Source organism: Hymenobacter sp. BRD67, from assembly GCF_013256425.1.
In the GTDB taxonomy this organism is placed as follows: Bacteria; Bacteroidota; Bacteroidia; order Cytophagales; family Hymenobacteraceae; genus Hymenobacter.
In genome coordinates, this window is record NZ_CP053904.1 from 370,622 (window position 1) to 389,190 (window position 18,569).

15 protein-coding genes and 2 pseudogenes are annotated in these 18,569 nt (G+C 58.9%); 11 read left to right on the plus strand and 6 right to left on the minus strand.

The genetic code is table 11. The features are described from left to right. Positions 1-14: 14 nt before the first annotated feature. On the minus strand, positions 15-941 hold the full coding sequence (locus GKZ67_RS01670; protein ID WP_173240873.1) for an AraC family transcriptional regulator: 927 nt from the start codon (positions 939-941) through the stop codon (positions 15-17). Positions 942-1,241: 300 nt separating this feature from the next. On the opposite strand from GKZ67_RS01670, the gene GKZ67_RS01675 reads away from it, so the two are divergent. Together GKZ67_RS01675 and GKZ67_RS01680 are read left to right on the plus strand one after the other, a co-directional pair. Beyond that, on the plus strand, positions 1,242-2,699 hold the full coding sequence (locus GKZ67_RS01675; protein WP_173246345.1) for an aldehyde dehydrogenase family protein: 1,458 nt from the start codon (positions 1,242-1,244) through the stop codon (positions 2,697-2,699). A 163-nt stretch (positions 2,700-2,862) separates the two neighbouring features. Beyond that, complete coding sequence (locus GKZ67_RS01680; protein WP_173240874.1) at positions 2,863-3,255, plus strand: DUF779 domain-containing protein; 393 nt, start codon at positions 2,863-2,865, stop codon at positions 3,253-3,255. Between the two features lie 95 nt (positions 3,256-3,350). On the opposite strand, the gene GKZ67_RS01685 is transcribed toward GKZ67_RS01680, so the two are convergent. From GKZ67_RS01685 to GKZ67_RS01700, 4 genes are all read right to left on the minus strand, one after another. Then, positions 3,351-3,860: a YybH family protein gene (locus GKZ67_RS01685; protein WP_173240875.1), complete on the minus strand. Its 510-nt coding sequence runs from the start codon at positions 3,858-3,860 to the stop codon at positions 3,351-3,353. Between the two features lie 92 nt (positions 3,861-3,952). Then, on the minus strand, positions 3,953-4,573 hold the full coding sequence (locus GKZ67_RS01690) for a hypothetical protein (protein ID WP_173240876.1): 621 nt from the start codon (positions 4,571-4,573) through the stop codon (positions 3,953-3,955). Between the two features lie 147 nt (positions 4,574-4,720). Then, positions 4,721-7,099 (minus strand): penicillin-binding protein 1C, encoded by a 2,379-nt coding sequence (gene pbpC / locus GKZ67_RS01695; protein WP_173240877.1) that lies wholly within the window; start codon positions 7,097-7,099, stop codon positions 4,721-4,723. Between the two features lie 33 nt (positions 7,100-7,132). After that, a complete protein-coding gene (locus GKZ67_RS01700) occupies positions 7,133-7,891 on the minus strand; it encodes a biotin--[acetyl-CoA-carboxylase] ligase (RefSeq protein ID WP_317172213.1) in 759 nt (252 codons plus the stop codon). 48 nt (positions 7,892-7,939) lie between these two features. Here GKZ67_RS01700 and rsfS point away from each other — a divergent pair, with 48 nt between their 5' ends. From rsfS to GKZ67_RS01745, 9 genes and pseudogenes are all read left to right on the plus strand, one after another. Then, positions 7,940-8,332, plus strand: coding sequence for a ribosome silencing factor (gene rsfS / locus GKZ67_RS01705; protein ID WP_151087571.1), 393 nt, complete (start codon positions 7,940-7,942; stop codon positions 8,330-8,332). A gap of 94 nt (positions 8,333-8,426) precedes the next feature. Beyond that, positions 8,427-10,499, plus strand: a complete 2,073-nt coding sequence (gene ftsH, locus GKZ67_RS01710) for an ATP-dependent zinc metalloprotease FtsH (protein ID WP_173240878.1) — start codon at positions 8,427-8,429, stop codon at positions 10,497-10,499. Positions 10,500-10,578: 79 nt separating this feature from the next. Further along, complete coding sequence (locus tag GKZ67_RS01715) at positions 10,579-11,241, plus strand: lactate utilization protein C (protein WP_173240879.1); 663 nt, start codon at positions 10,579-10,581, stop codon at positions 11,239-11,241. After that, positions 11,222-12,009 (plus strand): annotated as a pseudogene (locus tag GKZ67_RS01720) (UDP-2,3-diacylglucosamine diphosphatase). Before GKZ67_RS01715 ends, GKZ67_RS01720 begins: the two are co-directional and overlap by 20 nt. A 103-nt stretch (positions 12,010-12,112) precedes the next feature. Beyond that, the gene (locus GKZ67_RS01725) at positions 12,113-12,982 is read left to right on the plus strand and encodes a hypothetical protein (RefSeq protein WP_173240880.1); all 870 of its coding nucleotides are present in this window, start codon (positions 12,113-12,115) and stop codon (positions 12,980-12,982) included. A gap of 189 nt (positions 12,983-13,171) precedes the next feature. After that, positions 13,172-14,333 (plus strand): annotated as a pseudogene (locus GKZ67_RS01730) (zinc-dependent alcohol dehydrogenase). Positions 14,334-14,546: 213 nt separating this feature from the next. Continuing rightward, positions 14,547-15,149 carry a hypothetical protein gene (locus tag GKZ67_RS01735; protein ID WP_173240881.1) on the plus strand — a complete coding sequence of 201 codons (603 nt, stop codon included), beginning with the start codon at positions 14,547-14,549 and terminating at the stop codon, positions 15,147-15,149. Further along, complete coding sequence (locus GKZ67_RS01740) at positions 15,146-15,568, plus strand: S8 family serine peptidase (RefSeq protein ID WP_173240882.1); 423 nt, start codon at positions 15,146-15,148, stop codon at positions 15,566-15,568. The genes GKZ67_RS01735 and GKZ67_RS01740 overlap by 4 nt, the downstream gene beginning before the upstream one ends. Further along, positions 15,562-17,103 carry a T9SS type A sorting domain-containing protein gene (locus GKZ67_RS01745; RefSeq protein WP_173240883.1) on the plus strand — a complete coding sequence of 514 codons (1,542 nt, stop codon included), beginning with the start codon at positions 15,562-15,564 and terminating at the stop codon, positions 17,101-17,103. Before GKZ67_RS01740 ends, GKZ67_RS01745 begins: the two co-directional genes overlap by 7 nt. A 410-nt stretch (positions 17,104-17,513) precedes the next feature. Here the strand turns inward: GKZ67_RS01745 and GKZ67_RS01750 are convergent, their stop codons facing one another. Next, entirely contained in the window at positions 17,514-18,314 is an 801-nt protein-coding gene (locus tag GKZ67_RS01750) for a M57 family metalloprotease (protein ID WP_173240884.1), read from the minus strand. Positions 18,315-18,569 lie beyond the last annotated feature (255 nt).

Sequence of the window (18,569 nt, forward strand, 5' to 3'; positions counted from 1 at the left end):
AGGGGCGAAACAAGCTAGCCGAGCTGCTTTTTATAAGCGCCCGGCGTCAGGCCCTCGTGCTTCTTAAACAAGGCCTGGAAGTAGGAGAGGTTGTTGAAGCCGGCGCGCAGGCATACCTCGGCTACGCTGGTCAGCGGCTGGCGCAGCAGCCGCTTGGCTTCGGCCAGGCGCTCACGTACGATGAACTCGACCGGCGTCAGGCCAAACTCACGCTTGAATACCCGAAAAAACGTTGCCTTGCTCATGCAGGCCAGCTCGCTAAGCTTGTCAACCGACAGGTTATCAGTTAAATGCTCTTTTATATAATGTACTACGGCCGCGAAGCGGTGCGTAGTCAGGTGCCGGGCATAATCCTGAAAAATCAGCTCGCGGGCCTGCGTCTGCAACAGGCGCACCAGCAGCTCTTGCAGCGTGAAGCCGGCCAGCACATCCTTGGCAGCATCGGTAGTGCGCGATACGGCCACCAAGCGTTCCAGCGTGCCGGTCAGCTCGGGCGTATTAATGAGGTGCGCAAACTCGGGGCCGGCCAGGGCCCAGGGCGCGTGAGCTTCAACCCGTGGGTAGCGCTCGTTCAGTAAGTCGATAGTCTGGCGAATCGTATCGGGGGCAATGGCCACCGCCAGGCACTGCGTGGGCTGGCCCAGGCAGGCCTCGGGAAAGTCAATCTCCATCAGCTCATCCTCGCCCACCACCACCGATTCGCCGGGCAGGTAGTCGAAAGCCGGGCGGCCAGGCAGGTGCATTATTTTTTTGCCGCGCAGCATGGTCGTAAGGGCCAGGCCGTCGAGCCGCAGCGCCACCCGCTGCGCTGCCTGATGCGTCTCAAAAATGCTCAGCTCAAACGAGTCGAGCGCGAAAACCGTGCGGTTCTCAACCAAAGAATGCAGCTGTCCCAGCGCAAGCGGCGGCACTGCGGCGGGCAAATGAACGCGGGCGGGCATGGGTGAGAGTTAAAAGGGATTAGTTAAAAGTTGAAAATCATGAGCTGGTTAATGAGAATAACTCAACTCGTGGTGTTTAGCTTTTAGCTCCTGAAAAGAGTAAGTGATGACTTACTAACGCAAGTTGCGGCAATTTCAACATTTTTTGCGACAATACCACAGCTAGCCAGGCTGGGCCGGCAACAACCTTTGTCTTGTTCCCTCACCGCTTTAAAATTCCCACCTACTCATGGTTGAAACCCTCGAAAAGCCCACCACCGTGGTGGCTCGCCCCAGTTTAAGTCGCACTACGATAACTTCATCGGCGGCAAATGGGTAGCGCCGGTTAAAGGCCAGTACTTCGATAATCCGTCGCCCATCGATGGCAAAGCCTTCTGTAAAGTAGCCCGTAGCAGCAAGGAAGACATTGAGCTGGCGCTCGACGCGGCCCACGACGCGTTTAAAACCTGGAGCAAGACTTCGCCGGCCACCCGTAGCGGTGTGCTGCTGAAAATTGCCGACATCATGGAGGCCAACCTGCCCTATCTGGCGGCCGTCGAGACGGTGGAAAACGGTAAGGCCATCCGCGAAACGATGGCGGCCGACCTGCCGCTGTGCATCGACCACTTTCGCTACTTCGCGGGGGTAATCCGGGCCGAAGAAGGCTCGGCTACTGAGCTGAATGAGAATACGTTGTCGCTGGTAATTCAGGAGCCGCTGGGCGTAATCGGCCAGATTATCCCCTGGAATTTCCCGCTGCTGATGGCCACCTGGAAGATTGCGCCTGCCCTGGCCGCTGGCTGCTGCGTGGTAGTGAAGCCCGCCGAGCAAACGCCCGCCAGCATCATGGTACTCATGGAGCTGATTCAGGACGTGGTGCCCGCTGGCGTGCTCAACGTGGTCAATGGCTTTGGCCTGGAAGCCGGCAAGCCGCTGGCCAGCAACAAGCGCGTACAGAAAGTGTCGTTTACGGGCGAAACCACAACCGGCCGCCTCATTCTGCAATACGCCGCCGAAAACATCATTCCTGTTACCATGGAGCTGGGAGGGAAGTCGCCCAATATCTTCTGCAAGAGCGTGATGGACCACGACGATGACTTCCTCGACAAGTGCATCGAAGGCGCGGTAATGTTTGCCCTGAACCAGGGTGAAATCTGCACTTGCCCCTCGCGCCTGCTGGTACACGAAGATATCTACGATAAGTTTATTGCCCGCGTCATCGAGCGCGTGAAGGCCATCAAGCTCGGCAACCCCATGGATACCGAAACGATGATGGGGGCGCAGGCCTCGAACGACCAGTTTGAGAAAATCCTGAGCTACCTGGAAATCGGCAAGGCCGAAGGGGCCGAGGTGCTCGTGGGCGGCGAAGCCTACCAGCAGCAGGATAGTGCCTTAGCGGAAGGCTACTATATTCAGCCAACCATATTCAGGGGCCATAACAAGATGCGGATTTTCCAGGAAGAAATCTTCGGCCCGGTGCTGTCGGTTACCACCTTTAAAGACAGCGCCGAAGCCATTGAGCTGGCCAATGACACGCTCTACGGCCTCGGGGCCGGCCTCTGGAGCCGCGATGCCCACGAGCTGTACCAGATGCCCCGCGCCATTCAGGCCGGCCGCGTGTGGGTCAACTGCTACCACGATTACCCCGCCGGCGCGCCCTTTGGCGGCTACAAGGCGTCGGGCTTCGGTCGCGAAAACCATAAAATGATGCTAGCCCACTACCGCCAGACCAAAAACATGCTCATCAGCTACAGCCAGCAGAAGCTGGGCTTCTTTTAGGCAACCCGTTTTCATAGCTAATAGATACAAGAGCGCCATGCTGAGCCGGGCGAAGCATCTCTATCGGGTGTAAACCAATCGTAACAGGATACGATAGAGATGCTTCACCTAGCCCGGCATGACGCTCTTACATTTAGTCGTCAGCTTAGCAGCTTATTAAACTATGCCTACCTCCCGCGTGCTTGCCACCCCGGCCGCCGAAGCTACCATTGACCTGCTGCGCGACGAGCACGGCCCGCTCATGTTTCATCAAAGCGGCGGCTGTTGCGATGGCTCGTCGCCCATGTGCTTTCAGAAGGGTGAGTTTCGCATCGGCGGCAATGACGTGTGGCTGGGCCAGATTTACGGCTGCGACTTCTTTATGAGTACCAGTCAGTTTGAATACTGGCAGCACACCCAACTCACCATCGATGTTACGAAGGGCCGGGGCGCGAGCTTTTCACTGGAAATTCCGCTGGGCGTGCGGTTTCTGATTCGCTCGCGGCTATTTACGGCAGAAGAAGCGCAGGATATGGCCCCGGTGCTCAATGGCGAAGAATACCTGGAGCAGGTCTGAGAGGTACTGCCCAGCGATAGCGATTCCCAACAGCCGCCGCAAAAAAATACTTTTCATTATATAATGAAAAGTATTTTTTTGCGGCGGCTGGTAAGTTATTTTTTCTCCTGTACGGGCAGGTCTTCCAGGTGCGCCATGCTGATTTTCCAGCTACCATCGCCGGCTTTCTTCCACACAAACACGTAGTTGCCAGTGCCGCTACCCATTACTTTCTCGGTCTGCGTTGGCAGCACATCTACTGAGAAGGTACCGGCCTCGTAAGCCAGGCTGCCTTCGGTGCCCGTGCTTACGCTATAGGTTTTTAAGTTGGCAATGGAGTTGATGGTAGGTGTAATCCATTTATTGGTTACCTCATCCTTACCAACAAAGTGCGTGGCTCCCTGTAGGAACTGGACGTCATCGGCCAGCATCGCCGTCACCTTGCTCGCATCCTTATTGTTCCAGGCGCTAACAAACTGCTGGTCGAGGTCGGCTACATTGGCCGTTGCGCTGGCAGCGTCAGCTGGTGAAGTAGTGGCCGCCGTCGGGGTGGCTGGATTGTGGGTATTGCCCGAGCAGGCGGTGAGTAGCGCGGCTGCGCAGCACGAGAGTAAGTAAAGTTTCATGAAGGGTTTTGGGAAAGTAGGCAATAGAATAAAAGCTTGCCAGCCACTCGGGCGCGGGCGCAAGTGGCTGGCTTACCGAACAGCAAGCGAGGCTACCAGCTTTTGCGGAGCACTGCCGAGTCGGGATACGGCGTGCCGGCCTGGTCGAAGCCGGGGTTGGGAAAGAAGCCCGCTGCTACGGCCACATCGGCTACGGCCGGGGCTGCTCCGCGGGCCTGGCTGGCTTCGGCCCGGCGCTCGGCCGCGAGGCGACGCTCAGCGGCCACCCGTGCGGCCGTGGCGTGCGCCACTTTCGCGTGGGCGACGGCCGCCCGCTCGGTAGCCGCATGCGCGGTTGCCTGGGCAATGGGGGTAGGCTCGGCAGCGGCGGCCTGTTGCGAAGCGGCTGCTTGCGCATCGGCAGCCGCTTGCTCCTGGGCAGCCGCTTGCTGCGCTGCAGCCGCGTCGGCTGCTTTGCGCTTATTATCAGTGTATTTGCCGAGCGCAAAGCCGGCTCCGGCACCGGCCAGGCCGCCAATGAGGCCGCCGACTTTCCGGTTGCGGCCATTGATGAGCAAGCCGCCCAACACGCCGGCTGCCCCTCCAATGGCGGCGTCTTTTGTTTCGGGGCTCCAGCCTTTGCGGGGCTGCGGCAGGGTTTGGGCCTGGGCCTGGTAACCCGGGAAAAGACCCAGCAGTGCTGGAATCAGGAATAAGAAGCTGATGCGTTTCATGCGAGTAGTTGAAGAAGAATTGCTAAGCTAAACAGGTAAGGCAGTGACTATCGATGAGGTGGCAAGCACTGTGCCAGATACACGGCTAATAGGCAGTCTGTTAAGTCAAAAGCAGATTTTGGTACGAAGTAAGGGCTGCGGCGGCAGTTAGTATAGTTTCCTCACCAGCACCCGTACCTCCACCGTCCGCCCGCGGTCGTCGGCGCACGATATCTTAACCTCACCCTGGGGCGGGCGGAAAAATACCGGTGCCGTGGCGGGGGCCGCTTGCAGATACCGGTCATTTATGTACCAATACACGCGGCGTACTTCGGCCGGAGCCGCGCAGCTGAGGCGTAGCTGCTGCTTTTCGGCTGCATCGAGCACGTATTCGGCATGGGCTGCCGGCGAGGTGATGGCAAGCTGCGGCGCAGCATCCGGGCCGGTGTTGCTGCCTTCGTCGGTGCCGTGCACCAGGCGGCAGGCAGGATTGTGCGGCGGCAGGCGGCGCGTGGGCAAGCCCTGACTTTCGCGAAAGGCCAGTACCTCGGGCTTTAGGTTCGCAAACAGCTCGCGTCGGTAGCCACTGGCCGGGGCACAGGCCCGGCAGTAGCAATACCGGCCATCGGCCGAAAGCAGTACTTCCTGCAAATGCTGGCAGCGCTGGCTCCCCGACACGCCCGGCAGGTAATAATCGAGCAGCTGATTCGGGCAGTGCTCGCCCGGTACCTGGCCGGTTTCGGCGCATACCAGCCGAAAGTCGAGGCTGGCCGGCGGCGTAAACCATTCGTTGCGCCCATTGTAGGCCAGTGTATTGAATAAATCGAAAAGCAGCGGAGAGGCGACGTCGGCTCCCGTTAGCGCCGGACTGCCCTGGCCATTAAAATTGCCTACCCACACCCCAATTGTATAGTGTCGGTTGTAGCCGATGCTCCAAGCATCGCGGCGGCCGTAGCTGGTGCCGGTTTTCCAGGCAATACGCGGCAGGTGCCGGCTGGCGGCAGCATCGAAGGGCAGGTCGGGCCGCGTGCGCTGAGCCAGAATATCGGTGATGAGGTAGGCGGCCGCCTCGGAAATTAAAATTGGATTTGGTCCCTTACCCGAAGTGCCCTTGACGCTTGCGTCGGCTTTAGCAGTTTTCTGTTTTTCAGTAATAATTTTTAATTCTTCCCAGCGCCCACTATTTGCCAGGGCTGCGTACAGGCCCGTCAGTTCTTCCAGCGTGGCGCCGCAGCCACCCAAAATGGTGCTCAGGCCCAGCCGGGGCGCATCGCGCGCCACCTGCCGAAAGCTAGCCTGCTGCAGCTTGCCGGTAAAATTATCAACCCCCACCGCCGACAGCACGCGCACGGCCGGAATATTGAGCGAGTAAGTCAGTGCCCGCTCCATAGTCACCTCGCCCTGGCAGTGCTTGTCGAAGTTCTCGGGCCGGAAGCCCTGAAAATTGGTGGGCACATCGGGCAGCACGGTTTTGGGCGTCAGCAGGCCTTGGTCGAGTGCCAGCCCGTAGAGCAGGGGCTTGAGCGTGCTGCCCGGCGAGCGCACCGCCCGCACGCCATCGACCTGCCCCAGCGCGGCCGCATCCTGAAAATCGATGGAGCCTACGTAGGCTTCTACGGCACGGGTCTGGTTATTTACCACCAGCACGGCCGCCTGCGAAATACCCAGCGTGGCCAGACGGCGCACGTAGTTGCGGACCAGGTCTTCGGCCTTAGCCTGGGTTGCCGGCAACAAGGTGCTGTGAATGAGCACCTCAGCTGGCTGGCTTAGCACCAGCCGCCGGGCCATGTGCGGGGCCAGGGCAGGGGCGGGGTGCCGATGCACGGCCAGCGGCTCCAGCAGCGCATCGGCGATATCCTGGGCCGGAAAGAGCTTTCGGCGCCCGAAATAGCGAAGCCAGCGATTGCGCTCCTGCACAATCTGCGCATTGTTTTTCCCTAGCACCAACCCGCCCGGCCGATTGGGAATAATAGCCAGCGTAACCGTCTGGGCCAGCGACAGATAATCGGGCGGCTGCTGAAAATAAAGCAATGCCGCCGACTTTACGCCTTCAATATTAGAGCCGTAAGGCACCAGGTTGAGGTAGAGCTGTAATAGCTCGGATTTGCTATAGTGGGCCTCCAGCTGGACGGCGCGCAGCATCTCCAGCAGCTTATTGCCGAAAGTGCGCGCTTTGGGCTCCAGCAGCCGCGCCACCTGCATGGTAATGGTGCTGGCCCCGGTGGTGCGGCCCCGGCCCAGCAGGTTGCGCCCCGCCGCCTGCACTATCGCCAGGGGGTTGACGCCGAAATGATACCGGAAGTACCGGTCTTCTTTCTCAATAATAGCCGTTTGCAGCGCCGGCGTTATCTCCGGCAGCTCGGTTTTCATGCGCCACTTCTGGGTGGGGCTGAGGTAGGCGTGCAGCACGCTGCCGTCGGCGGCCAGCACCAGCGGCGAGTACTGCGGCGCCGGCGGCAGCGGCCAGAGGTGGTCGGCCAGCCCGGCCAGCAGCACCAGAAAGGCCAGCCCCAGCGCAACCCGAAAAAGTGTGTGCCAACGCCTCATGCAGCGAATGTAGCGCCGTCCGTCCTGCTTGTCTTACAGGTACTTGATTTCCTGTAAGGCAAAGCGCTGCACCTCGCCTCCTATTTCCACGGCCAGCCGGCCATCGGCCTCTACGCCCACAATCTGGCCGCGCACGCGGCGGCCGCCCACCTCGTAGTCGTGCCATTCGTGGTAGCGATAGAGTGCCGCCAGGTAGGCCCGCCGTATCTCGCCCACCTGGCCGGCCCGCAGCTGCAAGTAGCGCCGCTCCAGGCACTCAAGCAGGCGGGCGGCCAATTGCCCGCGCTGAAAGTAGCGCCCCGTGAGCACGCCCAGCGAGGTAGCCGTGGGCACGGCGAAGTGCCGCTGGTTCACATTTAACCCAATGCCGACAACGCTGGACTGAATCTTTGCACCACTCAGACTGTTCTCGATGAGAATTCCCCCAAACTTCTGGGTTCCGAAATACAGGTCGTTGGGCCACTTCAGCCGCAGCTGCGGCGAGGGCTGAAGCAGCGTTGCGGCCCAGTCGTACACGCCCAGCGCCACGGCCTGGCTCAGCAAAAACTGCTGGCTGGCGTCGAGAAACGTGGGCAGCCACACGATGGAAAGCGTCAGGTTTTCGCCCGGCGCGGCCAGCCACTGGTTGCCACGTTGGCCGCGGCCGGCAAACTGGTCGTCCGTTATGACGGTACATCCTTCACTGGCCCGGTTTTCGCGCAACAGTTGCTGCGCTTCGGAGTTAGTGGAAGGGCAGGCGGGCAGCCAGATAAGCTGCTGGCCCGTGAATAAGGTAGTTGGGCTGATGACCACGGAGGTTAGCAGTCGTATATTAGCTAGGTAAAAACGTAAACTTACTCTATGAAGAGCACCTTGGTTCGACAGGATTCGGACACATTGGCAGACGTAGCCGTTCGCGGCCTCCAGGACCGCAAAGGAATGGACATTGTAGTTCTCAACCTAAAAGAGTTGAAAAATGCGGTGGCCGATTATTTTATCATCTGCTCGGCTTCTTCCGATACCCAGCTCGACGCCCTGGCTCGCTCCGTAGAAGAGGAAGTAGAAAAAGTGACCGGCCAGGCCCCCTGGCAAAGTGAAGGCCGCACCAATCGCGAGTGGATATTGTTGGATTACGTCGACGTTGTCGTCCACGTTTTCCTGCGCGACCGCCGGCAGTTCTACGCCCTGGAAGAGCTGTGGGGCGATGCCGAGATTACCCATATCGAAGATACGGCCGACGTGGCCCGGCACTAAAGTATCGGGCTGCCAGCCGCGTCTGCGGGTAGCGTTGCCAACAACGCTGGTCTGGCGCGGTTGCTTTCAAGTCCATTAAACTAAGTTAATTTTTATGTCTGATACGACGCCCACTAAACGCCGCAAGCCCACGCTGCCTAATCCCACGCCCCGGCCGGGAGTACAGCTTTGGGTGATGGCGGGGCTATTGGTGCTCTTTATCGGGATGTTCTGGTTTAATAATCAGAACGCCGCTATTAAAATCAATCAGCAGAAGTTTGAGCAAATGCTGGCCGCGGGCGATGTACACGATGTGTCACTCGTCAACTCGAAAACCGTAGAGGTTGGTCTTACGCCGGCCGCTTTGCAAAAGCCTGAATACCAGCGCGACCTCACGGCACACCGCGGGCCGTTTGCCGACCGGGGCGCGCAGTACTACTTCCCGATTTTCGACGCGAAGTATTTTCAGGAGCAGCTTGATAAGCTCCAGGCCAACAAGCCGGCCGAGCAGCGCCTGCGCCTCGACCCCGTGGACCGCGTGGGCCTGCTCGATATCGTGAGCAGCTACGGACTGATTATTCTCAGCATTATCCTGTTCGTGTTCCTCATGCGCCGCATGAGCAGCGCGGGTGGCCCCGGCGGCCAGATTTTTAACATCGGCAAGAGCCGCGCGGCGCTTTTTGAAGGCGGTGATAAAGTGAAGATTACGTTTAAGGACGTAGCCGGCCTGGAAGAAGCCAAAGAAGAAGTGCAGGAGATTGTGGAGTTTCTGAAGAACCCTAGTAAATTCACTATATTAGGCGGTAAGATTCCAAAAGGCGCTTTGCTCGTCGGACCTCCCGGTACTGGCAAAACCCTGCTGGCCAAAGCCGTAGCTGGCGAGGCCGATGTGCCGTTCTTCTCGCTCTCGGGCTCCGACTTCGTCGAGATGTTTGTGGGTGTGGGCGCGGCCCGGGTGCGCGACTTGTTCAAGCAAGCCAAGGCCAAAGCGCCTTGCATCATCTTTATTGATGAGATTGACGCCGTGGGCCGCTCGCGCAGCAAAGGCTCGATGCCCGGCGGCAACGACGAGCGCGAAAATACCCTGAACTCGCTGCTGGTAGAAATGGATGGTTTCGGCACCGATTCGGGCGTTATCATTCTGGCGGCCACTAACCGGCCCGATACCCTAGACTCGGCCCTGCTGCGCCCCGGCCGCTTCGACCGGCAGATTAGCATCGACAAGCCCGATATCAACGGCCGCACGGAGATTTTCAACGTGCACCTCAAGCCGCTTACTCTGGGCCCCGATGTGGACGCTAAGCGGCTATCGGCCCAAACGCCGGGCTTTGCGGGCGCCGAAATTGCGAACGTCTGCAACGAAGCCGCCCTTATTGCTGCGCGCCGCGATAAGAAGTTTATCACGAATCAGGACTTTACCGATGCTATTGACCGCGTAATCGGGGGCCTTGAGAAGAAGAACAAGATTATCAGCCCCCAGGAAAAGCGGATTGTGGCCTACCATGAAGCCGGCCACGCCATTGCCGGCTGGTTTCTGGAGCACGCCGACCCGCTGGTCAAAGTGAGCATTGTGCCGCGCGGCGTAGCGGCGCTGGGCTATGCCCAATACCTGCCCCGCGAGCAGTTCCTGTACAACGTAGAGCAGATGACCGATGAGATGTGCATGACGCTGGGCGGTCGCGCTGCGGAAGAAATCGTATTTGGCAAAATCTCGACCGGCGCGCTCAGCGACCTCGAGCGCATTACCAAAACAGCGCAGTCGATGGTGGCTATCTACGGCATGAACTCGAAGCTCGGCAATGTGTCGTACTACGACTCGAAGGGCCAGAATGAGTATGGCTTCTCGAAGCCTTATTCGGAGGCCACGGCGCAGCTCATGGACGAAGAAATCCGCCACATTATCGAGCAGGCGTATATCCGCACCAAGGAGTTGCTGATAGAGCGCCGCCACGAGCTGGAGGTGGTAGCCAAGGAGCTGCTGGAAAAAGAAGTGCTGCTACAAGACGACCTCGAGCGCCTCGTGGGCAAGCGCCCCTTTGATGAGCAAACGACCTATCAGGCGCATATGGCCGGCACCGACCGCTCCGAAACCCTGAGTGACCTCAAGCAAGAGCATCCCGGCCTGCCCTTAGGCCAGGACACGCCCGAGCCACACCTGCCCGGCCTCAACGAGCCGGAGGCAGTATAGATTATTCTGTATATTTAGTGTCTGCTTTAAAAAGGCCAGCCGCAAGGCTGGCCTTTTTGGTGGCTGCTACCTTTGTCTTATGCTTTCATCGCGCGATAAACTGTTAGGCCGAATCCGTGCGGCCCTGGCCGCCGGGCCGGCCCCGGTGCCCCCCGTGCCCGATTGGGTAGCGCCGGTGCATCCGCCGCTGCCGGCCACCGACCTGGCCGTGACGTTTGCGAATAGTTTTCGGCGTATCGGGGGCGAGTTTTTTTACTGCGAGAGTCTGGCGCAGCTTGGCAGTGAGTTGCGTGCCTGGCTAGCCGGGCACCTGCCGGCCGGCCAGCAGTTTTACGTGTGGGAGCCAGCTATGCAGGCGTTGCTTAGCACCGCCCAGGTGCCGTTTCAGGCCACAGAAGCTGATTTTAAAGCGCAGGCCGCCGTGGGCCTTACTTCCTGTGAGGCGCTGGTAGCCCGCACGGGCAGCCTGGTAGTAACACCCGCTTCAGCCAGCGGCCGGCGCCTTAGCATCTACCCCGACCAGCACCTGGTACTAGCCCGCCCAAGCCAGGTAGTAGCCGAAATCGGCGACGCGCTCCGTACCGTGCAGGCTCGCTACGGAACGGCGCTGCCCTCTATGCTCTCGCTCACTACCGGCCCCAGCCGCACGGCCGACATTGAAAAAACCCTGGTGCTGGGAGCCCACGGACCGCGTCGGCTCAGCTTATTCTTACTGGAAGATGATGCCGAAAACATTGCCTGAGCTGCCACCACTGGCAATGGCACCGGGGCAGCGCGTGTATTTTGCCTCCGATTTTCATCTGGGTGCGCCCGACGCTGCCACCTCCCGCGAGCGGGAGCGTCGCATTGTGCGCTGGCTCGATATGGCAGCCCAGGATGCCGCAGCAATATATCTTTTAGGAGATGTATTTGATTTTTGGTTTGAGTATAAGCACGCTATTCCCGCGGATTTAGCCGCTTGCAGGGCAAGCTGGCCGAGCTGACTGATGCCGGGCTGCCCATTACCCTCTTTACTGGCAACCACGACATGTGGATGTTTGGCTATTTTACCCAGGAAATGGGCATTCCTATTCTGCGCGAGCCGGTATCGCAGCGCATGGGTACACAGCTGTTTCATATTGGCCACGGCGATGGCCTGGGGCCGGGCGACTTTGCCTACAAGCGGCTCATGAAGCCCGTATTTAATTCGCGCTTTACGCAGTGGCTTTTTGCCCGCCTGCACCCCAACCTCGGCATCGGCATTGCCAATAGCTGGAGCCGGCATTCGCGCATCCAGAACGGCGCGGCCGACGCTACCTATTTTGGGGAGGATGAATGGCTGCTGGTGCATTGCCGCGAGCTCGAAAAGCGCCAGCACCACGACTATTACGTGTTCGGCCATCGCCATCTGCCGCTCGATGTGGCCGTCGGCCCCGGCAGCCGCTATATTAACCTCGGCGAATGGGTCAATTATTGTTCGTATGGCGTGTATGATGGCAGTACGATGGTTTTGCAGGAGTTTACGGGTTGAAGCAGGCAGGCGGAATAGTCGAGTAGCAAGAAAGGAGTGGAGGCCTGGGGCGGCGAAGCGCCTCGTGGTTGCGGCCTCTTTATTGCTTTTTCTACCTTGCGCGTTGGTGCAGGCGCAAACCGTGCCTGGGGCTGCCTCGGTGGCCCCGGCCGGCCGCGTGGCGCCGGTCGAAACAACTCCGGCTGCCAAAGCTCCGGCTGCCAGCGTACTGGCTCCCGCGCCGGGCACCTGGACGCTCGTGAAAACCCTGACGCTGCCCGGCCCCGGCGCGGCCTCACTCGACCGGCGCGGCACGCTTTACCTGGCCGACCAGGACAATAATCTTCGGCAGCTGGCCCGCGACGGGCAGCCGCTCAATACCTATTCGCCCACGCAACCCGGCCATGTGGCCGTGGTAGAAGCCTGGAACCAGAACAGTCTGCTGGTTTTTTACGACGACCGGCAGCAGGTGCTGCTGCTCGACCGCTTTCTGGCGCCGCTTAGCGAAATACGGCTGGCCGATTATATCGACGGTACCATCCGCACGGCTACGCTGGCCCCCGATGGCTTGCTCTGGCTGCTCGATGAAAGTACGCTGACGCTCCGCGAGTTTGACCCCCAGGCGCTGCGCGTGGTGCAGAATACACCGCTCGACCTCATTATCGGCCATAGCCGGCCCGACTTCCGCTTTCTGCGTCAGTACCAGAACAACGTGTACCTCGTGGACCACACCAGCGGCATCTTCGTGTTCGATAACCTCGGCAACTATCGCAAGAAGCTGCCTTTTACCGGCCTCGATTTTATCACGTTTCGGGGCGATGAGCTGGTATACATCAGTGGCGGAGAACTACACTTCTTTCACCTTTACAGCCTTACCGAACGCACGCAGCCGCTGCCGGCCGGCCTCGATGCAACAAGTGTGCGCCAGATACTGCTCGGCGACCAGTTTGCTTATTTCATCACCAGTAAGGGCATTAGCATCTATCAGCTCTGATAGCGTAAGAGCCCGTTCATAATGAGATAGTAGTAATGAAAAACAGCGCAGATTATCGGGCTAAGGCGGGTAGCTAGCTGCACGGTTGTAGCCACGTTGCAGAAGTGAAGAAAGGGCTGGGAATACGCAACCGGGTGGCGGGCCGGCCGTTAATCCAGGCAAGTAATCCATTCCTTTTCTCTTTTCCACATGAAAGCATTAGTGTTTCACGGCCCGCGCAACGTTAGCGTCGATACAGTTGACGACCCCAAACTGAAAGACTCGCGCGATGCCATCATTCGCGTAACCAGTACGGCCATCTGCGGGTCCGACCTGCACATCTACAACGGCAGCCTGCCTACCTCACCCATGGTGCTTGGGCACGAGTTCATGGGCATTGTGGAAGAAGTGGGCCGCGGCGTGGGTAACCTTAAGCGCGGCGACCGCGTGGTAGTGCCTTTTCCGGTTGCCTGCGGCACCTGTTTCTTTTGCAACCACGCGCTGCCCGGCCACTGTGAAAACTCCAACCCCGAGCACTATGGCCCGAGGGTGGCCTGATGACCCAGAAAGGCGGCGCGCTTTTCGGCTACACCGACCTCTACGGGGGCTACGACGGCGGCCAGGCCGAGTATGTGCGGGTACCTTATGCCGATTTTGGTCCGCGTAAAGTGCCTGACTTTCTGACTGATGAGCAGGTGTTGTTCTTGACTGATATCTTTCCGACCGGCTATTCCGGTATCGACTGGGCCGAGGTGCGGGGCGGGGAGTTTATTGCTGTTTTTGGGGCTGGGCCGGTAGGCATTATGGCCGCTAAAAGCGCCTGGCTACGCGGTGCTGCCCGCGTCGTTATCATTGATACCCAACAGTATCGGCTCGATAAGGCCAAGGAAACCACGCGCTGTGAAACCATTCTGTGGGAAAGCCACGACCAAGTGGTGCAGCTCATTCGCGACATGAGCGAAGGACGGGGGCCGATGTCTGCGTCGATTGCGTGGGCTTCGAGCCCGACCGCGACCTCATCGACCGCGCCAAGGCCGTTGTCAACCTTGAAAAAGGCTCGCCTAAAGTGCTGGAAACCTGCATGAGCGCCGTGCGGCGCGGCGGCGTGGTATCGGTGCTGGGCGTATACGTAACGACCAACGACAACTTCCCGGTCGGGCAGTTTTTTGATAAAGGTATTAAGCTGGTAGGTGGTCAGGCGCCGGCCCACAAGCATATCGACAAGCTATTGCAGCACATTATCAAAGGCGAAGTAATGCTCGACGATATTATCTCGCACCGCCTGCCACTAAGCCAGGCCGCGCATGGCTATGACATCTTCCGTCATAAAAAAGACAACTGCGTGAAAGTGGTGCTCAAGCCCGGCGAGTAGTATAGGTAATTGATAATATTGAGCCCGGTTGCTTACGCTGAGAAAAGAGTAAGCAACCGGGCTTTTTTCAGCCCTTGCGTATCTTGTTAGTGCGAATAGATACTAGAGTACAGAAGATACGTTTTACTTGAATTAATGCCGAAAAAGTACGTTCAGCGTAGATTTGTCTGGCTTCTTGCACTGGCTGGTGTGGTTTTGCTAAGTACCTCGCCAGTGCTGGGGCAGATTGCCGACAGTAAGCTGGCTCCCAGGGTGGCGGCTGCCATTCAGCGTAGCCCAGGCCGCCATGCAGTGCGCTTGCGGGTGCGCGATGCGGCGGCCTTTTGGCAGTGGGCAAAGCAGTCGCAGCCCGAAATGCAGCTTGATTCGGGCCCCCTTAGTGCAACTACGCTAACAGTCAGGAATCTGACGGTGAAGCAGCTGGCTGCTTTGGCTGCCTCGCCGCTGGTTGAGTTCATAGATGTGCCCGACCGCGCAGCCCACGACGAGCGCCTGCTCAATGGTGCCGACCTGGCCGTAAATGGCCTGCGAGCCGTGCAGCGGCACTATCCAACGCTTACCGGTCAGGGCCTGACGGTAAGTATTAAGGAAAACCCCTTGGATGCTACTGACCTCGACTTTCGGGGGCGCTTGTTGAATACACCGGCCGGGACGGTTATCGCCTCGGCGCACGCCAGCATTATGGCCACGCTTATTGCGGGCGGCGGCAACTCGGGGCCGGCGGGGAGGGGGCCGCCCGGCAAGCGGCTATTGCGTCATCGTCCTATTCCAACCTGCTGCCCGATGCTAACGATGAGCTTATCAAGCTGCGCGTGAGCGTACAAAATCATTCCTACGGTACGGGTATCGAAAATTATTATGGCCTCGAAGCCCTGGGCTACGACCAGCAGACGCGTCAGCTGCCCACGCTGCTACACGTTTTTTCGTCGGGAAATTCAGGAACCGACGCCAGTGCTGACGGCTTGTACAAAGGATTGGTGGCCGTGGCCAATCTTACCGGTCAGTTTAAGATGTCGAAAAATTCGCTGGCCGTTGGTGCTACCGATGCGCTGGGCCAGGTGGCGGCGCTTAGCTCGCGCGGGCCGGCCTATGATGGCCGTATCAAGCCCGAGCTGGTGGCGTATGGCGACGCGGGCTCGTCCGATGCGTCCGCGTTGGGGTCGGGGGCCGCCTTGCTCGTGCAGCAGGCGTACCGCGATAGCCAGGGTGGCACCTTGCCCCCGCCGCTTTGGTAAAGGCAGCGCTTATCAACAGTGCCGACGAGGTGGGCCGGCCGCAAGTCAATTTTGTGTCGGGCTTTGGCCAGCTAGATGCCCTGGGGGCCGTGCGAACGGTGCTGGAAGGCCGCTACCGCTCTGGCACCGTGGCGCAAAGTCAGGAACAGGTCATTAGTCTTCCTGTGCCGCCAGGTACGGCGCAGCTGAAAGTGACGCTGGTCTGGACCGACCCCGAGGCGGCGGCCAACGCCGCTAAGGCACTCGTCAACGACCTCGACCTGGCGGTGCAGGGGCCGGGCAGCACGCAGTGGCTGCCCTGGACGCTCAGCGCTTATCCCAGCCTCGACTCGCTGGCGCTGCCTGCCCGCCGTGGTGCCGACCACCTCAACAATGTAGAGCAGGTAACTATCGACCAGCCCGTGGCGGGCACCTATCAGCTGCGGGTGCGCGGCTACGCCGTGCCCAGCGGCCCACAGGCATTCAGCCTGGCCTACGAAGTGACAGCTCCCGGCCTGGAATGGTTGGTACCCAGCAGCTTGCTCAATGTGCGTCCGGGCCAGCCCACGCTATTGCGCTGGGCCTGGGCCGGCCCGCCCGCAGCTGGTCGCCTCGACTACCGCCCAGTAGGGCAGGCCACCTGGCGCACCCTGGCGGCGGGCGTCGACCTGAGCCAGCGTACCTACAGCTGGGTTGCGCCTGATACTACCACGCTGGCGCAGCTTCGCTGCGTATTTGGTAGCCAGGTGGTTGTGTCTGATACTTTTGCGCTGGCCCGGCCGTTGCCGCTGCACGTCGGCTACATCTGCCCCGCTGCTACGCTCCTGACGTGGCCCGCTACGCCGGGGGCTGCGCAGTACCAGGTGTATCGGCTGGGTGCGACGGCTCTGGAGCCCTTCAGGCTCGTAGCCGATACCTTGTTGAGTATAGTGCCCAGCCAGAATGCGGGGCCTTACTTTGCAGTAGCCCCCATACTAAGTGGCAAACTAGCCGAGCGCGGAGCTACTGCCAACCTGTTCGAAGCAGGAGTCAGCTGCTACATCCGCTCGTTTTTGGCGCAGCAGCCCATTGCGGATACTGCACGCTTATCGCTGGTGCTGGGTAGTCTTTATCATTTGCAGTCAGTGCAGCTCCAACGCCTTGGGCCGGGCGGCTTTCAGCCAGTCCAGACGCTGCTGCCCGTGACGCGTCTCACTACCCTTTTTACCGACCTCGGCGCCTCCACGGGTCTCAATCAATACCGTATTGTGGGGCAGGATGCAAGCGGGCAGCAGTTTTACAGCGATACGGTAACGGTGCAGCTGGTGCGCCGCCACGAGCTGCTGGTGTTTCCGATACCAGCCCTGGTAGGGCAAGACCTGCAGGTGGCCGGCGAGCCCGGTGCGGAGCTGCAAATCAGCCTCTACGATGCCCTGGGCCGCCTGGTACGCACGACCACCGTCAATGGGGCCCTCAACCTGGTGGCTACGACCGGCCTGCGTCCGGGCGTGTACCTGCTACGGGCTGCTCCAGCCGGTAGCGCCGCGCTCACCCGCCGGGTGCTGCTTATTGAATAACAGTTAATTACGAGGTGATGTATTTAATGAATTGTGAATATATTTAATATATATTAAATATAATATTGTAATTATAAAATATTCTTAAATAAGGTCGTCATGCTGCGCTTGTCGAAGCATGACGACCTTATTTTAATTGAAGCTATTCAGGAAGTCGAATTGGGCGGGCTGCCGGCTTTTTCGTCGGCTGTCCGCTCGTTAGATGAACAAATGGCGTGAACGACGAGCGGACAGCCGGCGAAAAGCCAGCAGCCCCTACACTGACTTGGAAATGGCGCTAGTAAATAATAATAGAATTACTTAATGTAAATAGTTCTGTGCTCTTGAGCGGGTGCTTATACCAGCTACTGGCAAAAAAAAGCCCCGGCCTGCGGAGCAGACCGGGGCTTTAGCAGCCTAAGCGGGGAAGCTTAGTACAAGTAGTTCAGCGCCGTTACGTCGTTGGTGTTGAATGGCCGGTTTACGCCGTTGCCTACGCAGGCCAGCATCCAGGAATTGGGGTCGGCGGCCGAAGGTGTACCGGGAATGAGAATAGCTCCTACGCCGCTGGCTCCCTCATTCGAGGCGCTGCCCCCGCAGCTGTAGGCGCGGTTCATGTAGTCGGTGTGCCGGAAACCAATGCAGTGCCCCATCTCGTGCGCCATGATGGTGGCAATGTAATTGGTGTTTGTGCTGTTAATCACGCTGGGCACCAGCGTGAAGCCAGGCGCGGGGTTGCCGTTGGTGGGAAATCCGCCCGACTGGCCCAGAACACCCGGCCCCAGGTTTGAAGAGTACTTGACGGGCAGGTCGGCCGTGCCCGAAGTGATACGGGTAAAGTGCAGCTGCAGATTAGCCGCGTTGTAGCGGCGGATGGCCTCGTCAACGGCCGTTACGTAGGCCGACGGGAACTGGGTCGACAAACTTACGGTGAGGGTACGGGGCAGGCCGGTTACCAGGTTGGTGGTGCGGTACTGCTCATCAGAGCCCACGCGCAGCAGCTTATAGTCGGTCCCGCCGGCCAGCACTTGGGGCGTGAGCAGGATATCGCCTTCTACCACATAGCCACCTTCGACGGCCCGAAGGTCGCCGGTACCAAAGCCCAGGGCTTTTACCTGGGCGGTTACCTCGGGGGTAATTTGAGTGGGCTGAGTAGCCACATCCTGAGATTTCTGGCAGCCGGCGAGCGTGAGGGCAGCGCCTATGGCCAGTAGTGCGGAAAATTTGAACATTGGTTTGGTTTGGAAAAGGGTGAAAAGAAAATGAAAATTGTTCCCAAATGTGAAAAGGATTTTTTATTCCGCAATTGGTAGCTAAACAAATGCCTAAATGTTACACATTTGCGTAACATTGTTGCTAATATGCTATAAGAACATTTTTTATAACTTTACGCATGTAGTTGAATTGTAAATAAACATCGTATTTATAAAAATATAGTATTTATATTAAAATAATCAGTAGTTAGTGTACAGGCCTATGCTGTCCAG

What these genes read in the sequence shown, in the direction of transcription:
- GKZ67_RS01680 (WP_173240874.1), top strand. Translation starts at nt 2,863, where the DNA reads ATGCCTACCTCCCGCGTGCTTGCCACCCCGGCCGCCGAAGCTACCATT.
- ftsH (WP_173240878.1), top strand. Translation starts at nt 8,427, where the DNA reads ATGTCTGATACGACGCCCACTAAACGCCGCAAGCCCACGCTGCCTAAT.
- rsfS (WP_151087571.1), top strand. Translation starts at nt 7,940, where the DNA reads ATGAAGAGCACCTTGGTTCGACAGGATTCGGACACATTGGCAGACGTA.
- GKZ67_RS01690 (WP_173240876.1), bottom strand. Translation starts at nt 4,573, where the DNA reads ATGAAACGCATCAGCTTCTTATTCCTGATTCCAGCACTGCTGGGTCTT.
- GKZ67_RS01670 (WP_173240873.1), bottom strand. Translation starts at nt 941, where the DNA reads ATGCCCGCCCGCGTTCATTTGCCCGCCGCAGTGCCGCCGCTTGCGCTG.
- GKZ67_RS01750 (WP_173240884.1), bottom strand. Translation starts at nt 18,314, where the DNA reads ATGTTCAAATTTTCCGCACTACTGGCCATAGGCGCTGCCCTCACGCTC.
- GKZ67_RS01685 (WP_173240875.1), bottom strand. Translation starts at nt 3,860, where the DNA reads ATGAAACTTTACTTACTCTCGTGCTGCGCAGCCGCGCTACTCACCGCC.
- pbpC (WP_173240877.1), bottom strand. Translation starts at nt 7,099, where the DNA reads ATGAGGCGTTGGCACACACTTTTTCGGGTTGCGCTGGGGCTGGCCTTT.
- GKZ67_RS01715 (WP_173240879.1), top strand. Translation starts at nt 10,579, where the DNA reads ATGCTTTCATCGCGCGATAAACTGTTAGGCCGAATCCGTGCGGCCCTG.